Origin of the sequence: Flexivirga sp., assembly GCF_051955415.1 — a bacterium.
Classification (GTDB): Bacteria; Actinomycetota; Actinomycetes; order Actinomycetales; family Dermatophilaceae; genus Flexivirga.
The window spans coordinates 1-11763 of the sequence record NZ_JBQCGS010000029.1; the positions used below are offsets into that span (position 1 = coordinate 1).

Consider the following 11763-nt stretch of genomic DNA (forward strand, 5'->3'; position numbering starts at 1 on the left):
AATGTGTGGTGCGGTCATCGTGATGACTCCATTCGAGAGTGCTGTGAGAGGTTCACTCGAAGGATCACGCGGTGGCCGCACCACGTCCAATACCAGGACGATCACGGCGACCGCGCTACACCACTATGCGGGACTCAACTCCGCGCGTGCCGGCCGACCCGGGCGCACGGCCGCCTGCACGAAGCGTCGACGTGATCAGCCCGCTGGCGCTGCACCGTGACGCGCTGGAGGGCACCCTGCGTCGTCCCGGAGCCTTCGCGGTGGTCGGGCAGCACAGCGACGACGTCCTACCGGTCGGCGCCGGGCGGTATGACGTCACGGTCGTCGACCTGCCGGCGCTCGGCACGGCAGCGGTGCGGCGGATCGCGCGCAGCCGCCCCACCGTCGCCTGGGGCGGCTACCTGCACACCGGAACGGTGGCCGAGTTGGTCGACGCGGGGCTGCGCGGCTACGTGTCGGTGATCGGTTCTCAGCACGACCTGGTCGTCGCGGCGCTGCGGGTTGCCGGTGGTGAGCGGTCGCTGCCGGCACTCGGCGCCGCAGCGCTGCGGCTCACGCCGGCCGAGCAGCGGGTGTGCCAGGCCTACCTGGTCGACCACGCGGACGCCCCGCGTGCGGCCGTCGCCGCCGAGCTGGGGATCAGCGAGCGCACCTTGAAGGTGCACCTGGCCAATGTCCGCGCCAAGGTCAACAGCTCAGCCGCCAACCGGGTGGAGCTGGCCCGGCAGTTGCGGGCGCGGGGCATGCTGATCGGCTGAGCGCGTACGTTCCGGCGCGGGGGAAACCGACGACCGGCCACCGGAGGCACGGCGCACCTGTGCCGGTTTTCTAGTCCTTGGTGATTAGTCCGCACGGGTGAGGTCCGGATCACTCCTAGTGTCGTCCTCGGCGGGAGCCAGCGCGAACATTCGTGGGTCGATTCGGTCGCGCCGCGGTTGTTCACCTCATTCTTTCGAAAGGGCATCACCGATGACCGAAGTCCAGCAGTCCGGCGTCAGCCGTCGCACGATCGCCAAGGGTGCCGCGTGGTCGGTCCCGGTCGTGGCCGTCGGCGCCGCCGCACCCGCCGCCTCCGCCAGCACCACGACCGACGTCGGCGCGTTCCAGCTCAGCGGCACCTGTGGTGTGCTCGGCACGGTGGGCCCGGGCTTCACGCTGACCGCCGGTCCGACGGCCCCGATTCCCGCAGGCACCGTCATCAACATCACCGGTTCGGGCATTGCCAACATTGGTGTTTTCTCGATCACCGGTGGCACCGCCAACGTCAATGTGCTGAGCCCGACCAGCCGCACCATCACATTGACCGCTCCGTTGGCCCCGGGCGCTACGCTTTCCGCCCGCACGACGCTGTCGATCTCAGTGGGCTTCACCTTGAACGCTACGGCAACGCTGCCGGCCGGATACACGGGCACCGGGTCGAAGAGCACCGGATCGGTCAACGCGACGCTCGTCCTGTGCTCCGCTTCCTGATCTGAATGTCATAGCGAAGGGGCGCGGACCACGTGGGTCCGCGCCCCATCCGCATGTCGTCTGACAGTAGCGGCCTACGAGGTCTGGCTGTGGGGCGCGGCCGTCGCGCTCTCGTCGCCGCCGCGGTCTGCGATCGCCGCTGCGGCCTCCTGCCAATCGAGGCGCAGCACCAGATTGCGGATGGCGCCATACCCCGCAACTGGGTCGTGACCCAGCGGGTTGGCCGGGTCGATCGTGGTCCCACCCGGGGTGCCGTTGATGCCGAACGCCCGGGCGACGTCGACGGTGGCGTACCAGGCGTACGGCGCGAGCGGGGCGAACTTCTCCTGGTCGGCGAACTGCTCCGGGGTGCCGAGGAAGACCGGCTGGAGGTCGTAGCCGTCCTTGAGCAGATGCGGCCACCAGCGGAAGTCGTCGACCAGCGCGTGGCACGCGCCGCACCCGGGTGCGAAGAAGACCAGGAACGTGGGCGGGTCCTGGAACTCCGCGATCGGCAGCGCGTTGCCGTGCACATCCTGCACCGTCAGCGTGCGGATCAGGCGCGCGCGGTGCCGCCGGGCGGCGACGGCGCGCCATACGACCAGGCTCGCGGCGACGGCCACCGCGAGCACCGCGGGCAGTGGAGAGCACCAGCCGGCGATCCGGTCGGCGACCACGCTCGCAGGTGCCCGGTGCAGCACGACGGCGGCCAGCGCGAGCGCCACCAGCACTCCATTGCGTATGACGGTGCGCACGCCGACCACGTCGTCGCCGAGCCCACCGAAGCAGTTGCACGAGACCGGGGTCGGCCGGCGCCATACCCGCGCGACGAGCACGAGGAAGGCCACGAAGAGCGCCAGGATCCCGATGGCCGGCACCAGCTGCACGGGAGCCGGCACCAGCACCACGGCGAGACCGAGCAGCAGCTCGCACCACGGGAAGGCGCGGGCGAAGCGGATGTCCTGCCAGGTCCACTGCGGCAGACCGAACTGCGAGAGCGTCACCTGGAACGTCGGTGCCGTCCCCAGCTTGAGCAGTCCGCTGCTGACCAGCACGGCCCCGATCAGCCAGGTGCACGATGCACCGATCCAGTCGATCATCGACACACACGTCCAGGCTTCACGCGTCGAATCCTAATGACCGCCGAGCAGTCCCGGCGGCACTCGGCGGAACAGGCCTGGCGGGGCAGCAGACAGGTGGCATACAGCGACCACGGCGCTTCACCGTCAACTACAGGTCGATACTCGCCGGGAGCCGGGAATGCCGCGTAGCATGCCGCAGATGCTGCTTGTGTGTGGCGCCCGTCCGCTCGGCACGGTGTGTCGGCTAGGGGAGTGCCGCCATCAACGTCATCATCATGGTGACTGTGGCCGCGTTCCGGCGTGGAGAACGCAGTCGGCATACTTGCTTGCTTACATCGTCTAACGCTGGAAAGGCCGTTCCTCGTGGCAACTCCGCAGAACTACTTGGCCGTCATCAAGGTCGTCGGCATCGGCGGCGGTGGCGTCAACGCCATCAATCGGATGATCGAGGTCGGTCTCAAGGGCGTGGAGTTCATCGCCATCAACACCGACGCCCAGGCGTTGTTGATGTGTGACGCTGACGTCAAGCTTGAGGTCGGCCGCGACCTCACCCGCGGCCTCGGCGCCGGCGCCGACCCGGAGGTCGGCAAGAAGGCCGCCGAGGACCATGCCGAGGACATCGAAGAGGTGCTCAAGGGCGCCGACATGGTCTTCGTGACCGCCGGCGAGGGCGGCGGCACGGGCACCGGCGGCGCTCCCGTGGTCGCCAAGATCGCCAAGAGTCTCGGCGCGCTGACCATCGGTGTGGTCACCCGCCCGTTCACCTTCGAGGGCCGCCGCCGCGCCAACCAGGCCGATCTGGGCATCAACGCGCTGCGCGAAGAGGTCGACACCCTCATCGTCATCCCCAATGACCGGCTGCTGTCGATCAGCGACCGCAACGTCTCGATGCTCGATGCGTTCCACAGCGCCGATCAGGTGCTGTTGTCGGGTGTCCAGGGCATCACCGACCTGATCACCACCCCGGGCCTGATCAACCTCGACTTCGCCGACGTCAAGTCGGTCATGCAGGGCGCCGGTTCGGCGTTGATGGGCATCGGCTCCGCACGCGGCGAGGACCGCGCGGTGCAGGCGGCCGAGTTCGCAATCTCCAGCCCGTTGCTCGAGGCGAGCATCGACGGCGCGCAGGGTGTGCTGCTATCGGTCCAGGGTGGCAGCGACCTGGGTCTGTTCGAGATCAACGAGGCGGCCCGGCTGGTGCAGGAGGCCGCGCACCCGGAGGCCCACATCATCTTCGGCGCCGTCATCGACGACGCGCTCGGGGACGAGGTCCGCGTGACGGTCATCGCGGCCGGCTTCGAGGGGGGTGCACCCAACAAGCGGACCGACGAGCGCGCGCTCGGCCAGATCCAGGGCGCGCCGACGCCGCGCCAGCAGTCGCCGGCCGCAGCCGCCGGGGCGATCCCGCAGCAGGCCAAACCGGCCGCTGCGCAGGGTGGCGCCCCGCAGCAGGGCGGCCAGCCGCAGCAAGGCCAGCAGAGTGCCCCGCAGGGTCAGCAGCAGCAGGGCGGCGACGCACCGCAGCAGGGTGAGCCCGAGCAGCCGCAGCCGCCGGCCAACCCGGGCGCGGTCAAGCAGACCCCGAGCAACCGCCCGCCGCGCGAGGTCAGTTTCGACGACGGCCAGGACCTCGACGTCCCGGACTTCCTCAAGTAGTCCGTACTCCGCGTCGTTGTTCGGAGATCTTCGTCAAGACGGGACGGCCGATGTGGTGGTGGCGTGACCAGTTGACCGGGCCGGACGGCAGCACCGTCGACGTCGGTTTCACCGACAACGCCGGCGGGGTGAGCACCGGGCCGGTCGCCTCGCTCAACCTCGGCGGCGCGGTCGGGGACGACCCCGGTCATGTGCGGCAGAACCGCGCCGCGGTGGCCGCCGCCGTCGGCGTCGCGCCCGGTGACCTGGTGTTCATGCACCAGACACACAGCGACCGGGTTGTCGCGGTCGACGCGCACGGCGGTCGCGACGCGGAGGGCGACGGAGTTGTCACGGCGTCATACGGCCTCGCGCTGGCGGTGCTCGTGGCCGATTGCACACCGCTGCTGCTGGCCGACCCGGCAGCGGGCGTCATCGCCGCCGTGCACGCCGGCCGGCCGGGCATGATGGCCCGCATCGTCGACAACGCACTGGACCGTATGGCGCACCACGGAGCTACCGATCCCGTTGCCGTCGTGGGGCCTTCGGTGTGCGGCCGGTGTTACGAGGTGCCGCTCGCGCTGCGCGAGGAGGCCGCCGCGATCGCTCCCGAGAGCCGCACGGTCAGCTGGGCCGGCACGCCGGCGATCGACGTCGCCGGCGGCGTCGTGGCGCAGTTGCACGCCCGCGAGGTGCCGACCACCTGGGTGCCGGGCTGCAGCCGGGAGAGCGATCGGCTGTTCTCCTACCGGCGCGACCACCGGACCGGCCGGTTCGCCGGCGTCATCGTCCAACGCAGCCGCGGGAAGATCCCTCATGTCTGACGACGCCCGCCGCAGTCACCTCGCCGCGAACCTCGCCGAGGTGGAGGAGCGGATCGAGCGCGCCTGCGCCGCCGCGGGACGGCCACGCGACGACGCAACGCTGATCGCGGTCACCAAGTTCTTCCCGGCCGCGGACGTGGAGCACCTGGCCGCGCTCGGGGTGCGCGACGTGGGGGAGAACCGCGACCAGGAGGCCGGCGCGAAGTTCGGTCAGCTCGCCACCGAGGTGCGCCAGCGGCTCACCGTGCACTTCATCGGACAGCTGCAGTCGAACAAGGCCGCCCACGTGGTGCGGTATGCCGACGTGGTCCAGTCCGTCGACCGGGCGAAGATCGCCCGGGCCCTCGACAAGGCCGCCGCCGCCCAGGGGCGCGCGCTCGATGTGCTGGTGCAGGTCGACCTGTCCGGTGCCGCCGGTCGCGGTGGTGTCCCTCCGGAAGGCGCCGGCGAGTTGGCGGACCGGGTCGCGGAGTGCGAGGCGCTGCGGTTGCGCGGTCTGATGGCTGTGGCACCGCTGGACGCCGACCCGGCCGAGGCGTTCGAACGCCTGGCGTCGGTGGCGGGCGTCATACGCGCTGATCACCCGGACGCGACCTGGCTGTCGGCCGGCATGAGCGGCGATCTCGAACAAGCGGTCGCCGCAGGCGCGACACACCTGCGTGTCGGCAGCGCAATCCTGGGTTCTCGGCCCGCCGCCCGGTAGCGTCTTCCGCGACCGACCAAACGCCTTCGAGGCAGGCCCCTCGCGGTGAGAAGGAGTGCACGTTCATGGCTGGGAAGCTGCGCGCGACGATGGAGTATCTCGGCTTGGCCGAGGCCGACCCGCACTACCGCGACGACGATTACGCCGGTGAGTGGAGCGAGGAGCACTACGACGAGGCGCAGGACAGTGGTTACCCGGTGGAGGAGAGCCACCGCGAGCCCGCGCCGGTCACCCAGTTGCACACCTCGCCGGCCGCACCGGCACCGCACCGGCAGGAGGCCACCGAGATGAGCCGCATCAACACGATCCACCCGCGCACCTACAACGAGGCCAAGGAGATCGGCGAGAGCTTCCGCAGCGGCGTGCCGGTCATCATGAACCTCTCCGACATGGACGATACCGACGCCAAGCGCCTGGTCGACTTCGCCGCCGGTCTGGTCTTCGGCCTGCACGGCACCATCGAGCGCGTCACCAGCAAGGTCTTCCTGCTGTCACCGCACGGCATCGAGGTCGCCACCAGCGGCCCGGAGGCGGCTCGTCCCAGCGGCCGCGGTCTGTTCAACCAGAGCTGAGCATCGCGCCGGGCGGCACTGTCACCGGGCTGATGGTCGGTCCAAAGGTCGATGCCGCAGAATGTAGTCATGTCAGCCGTCCTCGCCGTGGTGTCGCTGCTGCTCTACGTCTTCTTCATCCTGCTGCTGGGCAGGCTGGTGCTGGACTGGGTGCAGGTTTTCGCTCGCAGTTGGCGTCCTCGCGGGCCGGTGCTCGTGGTCGCCGAAACCATTTACAGCACAACGGATCCGCCACTCAAGGCGTTGCGTAGGGTGGTGCCGCCCCTGCGACTGGGGCAGGTGCGCCTGGACCTGGCTTTCCTGATCCTGATCCTGGCTGTCTCTTTGCTGCTCAGTATCCTACAGTGAGCACGATATTTATCCGATTGTTGCGGCGAGTGCCGCGGGTCCATCCGGACACGTCTGCTCTCCGTCCTGAAGTTTCAACTGAGGTGCACACATGGCGTTGACGCCAGAAGACGTGGTCAAGAAGGAGTTCACCAAACCGAAGGGTTTCGGTCGTAGCGGTTACGACGAGATCCAGGTGGACGACTTCCTCGACGAGATCGTGGTCGAGCTGCGCCGGCTGAACGCCGAGAACGAAGACCTGACCGGCAAGCTCGAGGACTGCCGTCGCTCGAAGGGCGTTCCCGGTCGCAGCGACGCCGAGGCCGGCAAGGGTTCCCCAGCCGCCGCCGTGCCCGCCCTGACCCCGGTCGGTGGTGGCGACGACTCGGACAAGACGCAGGTCGTCCCGACCGCCAAGGACGCGGAGGCCGCCAAGGCCGCCCGGGCCGAGCTGGACAAGACGCAGGGCGAGTTGAAGACCGCCCAGGACAACCTGAAGTCCACCAAGGACGAGCTGACCCGCACCAAGGCCGAGCTCGACCAGGTCCAGAACGCCCTCGCGGCCGCCAAGAAGGAGCAGGCGCAGCTGGGCGAGCAGCAGGCGGCCGCTGCCAAGGCCGACACCAAGGGCACCCCGCAGGGCGGCGACGTCGCCGCGATCGCCTCGACCGAGGGCGCCGCCGGCGTCATCGCGCTGGCCCAGCGGCTGCACGACGAGCACGTGCGCGAGGGTGAGACCAAGCGCGACCGGCTGATCAGCGACGCGCAGGCCCACCACGACAAGGTCGTCGGTGAGGCCAACGCCAAGCGCGACGAGCTGATCGGCTCGGCACACATCAAGCACGACGAGTTGATCAGCGCCGCGCAGAGCCGGCACGACGAGTTGCTCGCCACCGCGCAGAGCCGGCACGACGAGTTGCTGTCCACCGGTCAGCAGAAGCACGACGACCTGGTCCGCACCGGCACCGAGAAGTCGGACAAGATGGTGCGCGAGGCCGAGGACCGCAAGAACCGCATCCTGGGCGAACTCAACGCCGAGCGCGAGAAGATCAGCGGCAACATCGACCAGTTGCGTTCGTTCGAGGGCGACTACCGCACCAAGCTGCGCGGCTACATCGAGGACCACCTGACGCAGCTGGACCACACGGCTGTCGAGGAGAAGCCCACGTCCAACGACTGACACGACGCAGAAGTCGCCGGGCAGGTGTGCCGATCCGTTAAGGTGAGGCGCCCTTGTCCGGCGATGTTCGTTGTATGCCGGCAGTGTGTCGCTTATTCTGCCCGCATCCAGTTCGGGGGCGGTTACCCGACGCACCGCAAGGCGCACCGGACCGCTGCGAGAGAAGAGGATGCGATGCCCGCCAAGAAGACGGCCGCAACGTCCAGCTCTGTGTCGAAGTCTGCGCCGAAGTCTGGATCGAAAAGCAGGTCACGGGTGACCACCGCGTTGCGCAAGGCCACCGGTGTGGTGGCGAAGGCGACCGGTCGCGACGGCTCCGCCGACTCCGCCCCGAAGAAGGCTGCCGCCATACCGGCGAAGGCGACGGCCAAGAAGCCGGCTGCCAAGAAGTCGGCTGCCAAGAAGTCGGCGGCCCAGGCCGCACCGGCGAAGAAGGCGGCGCCGGCGAAGGCAGCCAAGAAGTCGCCGGCGAAGAAGGCGGCGCCGGCGAAGCAGGCCACCGCCAAGAAGGCAACCGCGACCAAGGCGTCCGCCGCCGCGAAGACAGCAGCCACGAAGACGACACCCACGAAGACGACACCGAAGAAGGCAGCACCCCAGAGGGCCGCCGGACAGGCGCGTCATACCACCAAGACCCCGCCGGTCAAGAAGTCGCCGGCGACTCAGAAGACGACCGCCGCCGCCGCCAAGGCGGCCCCGACGAAGAAGGCCGCCACGAAAACCACTGCTGACAAGACCACCACGTCGTCCGCACCCCGCAAGTTGAAGGTCCGGGACGACGAATCCCCTTGGACACCCAAGGAACTCGCCGCGGTCCGGGCCGAGCTGGCGGGCGACGTCGAGCGGCTCACCACCGAGCTGAACGGCTTCGAGACCGACATCGCCGGCCTGATCAAGGACAGCGGCGACGGCGCCGGTGACGACCAGGCGGACGCCGGCGCGAAGACGTTCGAGCGGGAGCACGAATACTCCCTCGCGCAGAACTCCCGCGACCTGCTGGAACAATCGGTGCATGCGCTCGAACGCATCGACGACGGCACCTACGGAGTCTGTGAGAATTGTGGCAACGCGATCGGCAAGCTCCGGCTGCAGGCATTCCCTCGGGCGACGCTGTGCCTGACGTGCAAGGCGCAGCAGGAGCGGCGCTGACTCCCGACGATCCTGCCGCCGGGCAGCGCTCCACCGGGACGTCCCAGGACCCGCCGGCGCCCCAGAAGCGACCCTCGGCACAGCTGATCGCGCTGCTCGTCGGCGTGGCCCTGGTCGGGTACGGCCTCGACCAGGGCACCAAGGCCTGGGCGTCCTCGGCCTTGGACCCGGCACACCCTCAGCAGGTGGTCGGCAGCGTGCTGCAGCTGCAGCTGACCCACAATCCCGGTGCGGCGTTCTCGATCGCGACCAACGCGACCTGGGTGCTCACGATCATCGCAGCGGTGGTGATCGTGGCGACGATCTTCATCGCGCGTCGGTTGCGCAGCAAGCCCTGGGCGTGCGCGCTCGGGCTGCTGATCGGCGGGGCACTGGGCAACCTGACCGACCGGTTCGTCCGCGCGCCGGGAGGTGGCAAGGGTCACGTCGTCGACTTCCTGCAGCTGCCCCACTGGCCGGTGTTCAACGTCGCCGACTGCTGCGTGGTCACCGCCGCGTGCCTGATCGCGTTGCTGGCGTTCCTCGGCATCGGCATCGACGGACGCCGTGCCGACGGTGACGGGTCGGACCGGCGGAAGGCCGGTCGGAAGAGCGCCGGCCGTGACGAGGCGGACACCGCCGATGAGTGAGGTCAAGGCTCTCGGCATACCCGACGGGCTCGAGGGCGAGCGCGTCGACACGGCACTCGCCCGCGTGCTCGGCTTCTCCCGCACCCAGGCGGCGCAACTCGCCGCCGACGGCGAGGTGACGGTCGACGGCAAGGTGGTCGGCAAGTCCGACCGGGTCAGCGCCGGCCAGTGGCTCGAGGTGCGTATGCCGGATCGGGTCGGCCCACGGGTCGCCGAGGTGAGGCCGCAGCTGGTGGAGGGCCTGCGGATCGTGCACGACGACACCGAGATCGTGGTCGTCGACAAACCGGCCGGGGTGGCCGCACACCCCAGCGTCGGGTGGAACGGCCCCGACGTCGTCAGTGGCCTCGCCGCCGCGGGCTACCGCATCTCGACCTCCGGTGCGGCCGAACGCCAGGGCATCGTGCAGCGGCTCGACGTCGGCACCAGCGGGCTGATGGTCGTGGCCAAGAGCGAGCGGGCCTACACGGTGCTCAAGCAGGCGTTCCGGGACCGCACCGTCGACAAGACCTACCACGCGCTCGTGCAGGGCCTGCCCGATCCGGTCGTGGGCACCATCGAGGCACCGATCGGCCGACACCCCGGCCACGACTACAAGTTCGCGGTGATGCAGTCCGGACGCGCGAGCGTCACGCACTACGAACTGCTCGAGGCGTTCCGGTCGATGAGCCTGCTCACGATCCACCTGGAGACCGGCCGCACCCATCAGATCCGCGTGCACTTCTCGGCCTTGCACCGGCCTCTGGTCGGCGACCCGCTCTACGGCTCCGACCCGACCGTCGCCAAGCGGCTCGGCCTCGACCGGCAGTGGCTGCACGCCACCGAACTCGGCTTCACGCACCCCGGCTCGGGGGAGTGGGTCACCTTCCACAGTCCCTACCCGCAGGACCTGGCGCACGCGCTGGACGTCGCGAGGGCATGATCGAGTTCGTCATCACGGCGATACTGGGCCTCGGCGGGACGGTGATCGTCTGTCTCTCGCTCGAGACGATCCGCGAACGGCTGGCGGCATACCGGTGTCGGCGAGCCGATGCCGGGAAGACAGTCTCCGTGGCGGCCAGGGTGTCGCTGTCCGGCGGGCGGCTGCGCCGCGCACGACTGAGTCGGGACGGCGATCGGCTGTTGGTACGTACGTGGAAGCGCGTTTTCGCGCTCCCGTTGAGTACCGGTCCGGTCACCTGCCGGATCGTCGAGCCGGCCGGTGACTTTGACGGGCAGTGGCGTTTGGAGCGCTACACCGACCCGGCGCGGCGGGTCGTTCGTGCTTGGTCGAGTGGACCCATGGCGAGCGGACACGACTCACCCACGTCGACTGCGGCTCGTACGATGCGGGTCAGTCCGGTATGACGGTGCCCATCGTCGCTCAGCCGGAACCGTTTGCTGGTCAAGCCTTTTCGGGCGAACGAAGCGAGATCGTCGGAATCGACAGCACCATGCTGGTGGTGGCCGGATTGATCCTCGGTTTCGGTGCGTGGCGTGCGCGTTCTCCACGTCGCACGACCGTCCTCAGTCCCCTTCCGGTTCTCGAGAGTCACCCGGATCAGACGATGAAACGACCCGCGCTGAGCGTGGCTTCCCCCGTCGGTCGTGAGTCGGTGCTGCCGGACACGGTGCTCGGACTTGCGGCGCAGATCACGGGGGTGCAGGGCTGGGACGCTGCTCCGGCGCATCGGCGGACGCAGCCGTCGTCACGGACCGACGTGCTCGACGCGGTGACATCGGTCGCGTGGTGGATGCCCCTCTGCGGGGTGGGGGCAGCGATGCTCGTCGACGTACCCTACGTCCGCACGCTGTTGTGGGCACTGGCCGCAATTTTCTTCGTGGTCGATGTCGTTCGCACGATCCGCCGCTGGATGCAGTTGCACGCCATCTGGAGACTGCCCGTCAGCAGCGAATGGGACGGTGTCGGCCTGCCGGCGCCCGAGCGTTACGCGGTCCTGCTGTGTCTCGGTGCGACCCCGTACTGGCTCGTGGAAGTCGGCGACATGCCGCCGGCCCTGTCCAGATTCCGGGTGCGCGGGCAGTTGAGCGGGGATGTCGTGCACTTGCTGCCTGTCGACAGCGATCACGTGCTGATCGGCCGACCGGAACGTTTCACCGATGAGCTCGCGGAAGCCGTCAATTGCCACCTCCGTGACGTCCTCGAGGAGTTTGACCTCACCCGCGACGGCTGAGCCGGCGTCCATAACCCGCGACGGTCGCGGGTTGTGTGC

General features: G+C 69.2%; 13 protein-coding genes. 11 read left to right on the forward strand and 2 right to left on the reverse strand.

What is annotated here, in order from left to right; all coding sequences use genetic code 11:
- The first annotated feature begins 191 nt into the window (after window positions 1-191).
- Window positions 192-758, forward strand: a complete 567-nt coding sequence (locus tag ACTHL4_RS04665) for a LuxR C-terminal-related transcriptional regulator (protein ID WP_440281572.1) — start codon at window positions 192-194, stop codon at window positions 756-758.
- A gap of 186 nt (window positions 759-944) precedes the next feature.
- Here ACTHL4_RS04665 and ACTHL4_RS04670 read toward each other — a convergent pair whose 3' ends face one another.
- Together ACTHL4_RS04670 and ACTHL4_RS04675 are read right to left on the reverse strand one after the other, a co-directional pair.
- Entirely contained in the window at window positions 945-1439 is a 495-nt protein-coding gene (locus ACTHL4_RS04670) for a hypothetical protein (RefSeq protein ID WP_440281573.1), read from the reverse strand.
- A 105-nt stretch (window positions 1440-1544) separates the two neighbouring features.
- Window positions 1545-2549, reverse strand: coding sequence for a TlpA family protein disulfide reductase (locus ACTHL4_RS04675; RefSeq protein ID WP_440281574.1), 1005 nt, complete (start codon window positions 2547-2549; stop codon window positions 1545-1547).
- Between the two features lie 345 nt (window positions 2550-2894).
- Between ACTHL4_RS04675 and ftsZ the strand changes: the two genes are divergently transcribed.
- The 10 genes from ftsZ (at window position 2895) to ACTHL4_RS04725 (ending at window position 11724) form a co-directional block, all read left to right on the forward strand.
- Window positions 2895-4187, forward strand: a complete 1293-nt coding sequence (gene ftsZ, locus ACTHL4_RS04680) for a cell division protein FtsZ (RefSeq protein WP_440281575.1) — start codon at window positions 2895-2897, stop codon at window positions 4185-4187.
- A 50-nt stretch (window positions 4188-4237) separates the two neighbouring features.
- Entirely contained in the window at window positions 4238-4990 is a 753-nt protein-coding gene (gene pgeF / locus ACTHL4_RS04685; protein WP_440281576.1) for a peptidoglycan editing factor PgeF, read from the forward strand.
- Complete coding sequence (locus ACTHL4_RS04690) at window positions 4983-5693, forward strand: YggS family pyridoxal phosphate-dependent enzyme (protein ID WP_440281577.1); 711 nt, start codon at window positions 4983-4985, stop codon at window positions 5691-5693. Before pgeF ends, ACTHL4_RS04690 begins: the two co-directional genes overlap by 8 nt.
- Before the next feature lie 65 nt (window positions 5694-5758).
- The gene (locus ACTHL4_RS04695; RefSeq protein WP_440281578.1) at window positions 5759-6265 is read left to right on the forward strand and encodes a cell division protein SepF; all 507 of its coding nucleotides are present in this window, start codon (window positions 5759-5761) and stop codon (window positions 6263-6265) included.
- Window positions 6266-6334: 69 nt separating this feature from the next.
- Window positions 6335-6613 (forward strand): YggT family protein, encoded by a 279-nt coding sequence (locus tag ACTHL4_RS04700; RefSeq protein WP_440281579.1) that lies wholly within the window; start codon window positions 6335-6337, stop codon window positions 6611-6613.
- 91 nt (window positions 6614-6704) lie between these two features.
- Window positions 6705-7772, forward strand: coding sequence for a DivIVA domain-containing protein (locus tag ACTHL4_RS04705; RefSeq protein WP_440281580.1), 1068 nt, complete (start codon window positions 6705-6707; stop codon window positions 7770-7772).
- Window positions 7773-8027: 255 nt separating this feature from the next.
- Complete coding sequence (locus ACTHL4_RS04710; protein ID WP_440281581.1) at window positions 8028-8921, forward strand: TraR/DksA family transcriptional regulator; 894 nt, start codon at window positions 8028-8030, stop codon at window positions 8919-8921.
- A complete protein-coding gene (gene lspA / locus ACTHL4_RS04715; protein WP_440281582.1) occupies window positions 8885-9550 on the forward strand; it encodes a signal peptidase II in 666 nt (221 codons plus the stop codon). The genes ACTHL4_RS04710 and lspA overlap by 37 nt, the downstream gene beginning before the upstream one ends.
- Entirely contained in the window at window positions 9543-10472 is a 930-nt protein-coding gene (locus ACTHL4_RS04720; protein WP_440281583.1) for an RluA family pseudouridine synthase, read from the forward strand. Before lspA ends, ACTHL4_RS04720 begins: the two co-directional genes overlap by 8 nt.
- A gap of 421 nt (window positions 10473-10893) precedes the next feature.
- Window positions 10894-11724, forward strand: coding sequence for a hypothetical protein (locus ACTHL4_RS04725; RefSeq protein WP_440281584.1), 831 nt, complete (start codon window positions 10894-10896; stop codon window positions 11722-11724).
- The last annotated feature ends 39 nt before the right edge of the window (window positions 11725-11763 follow it).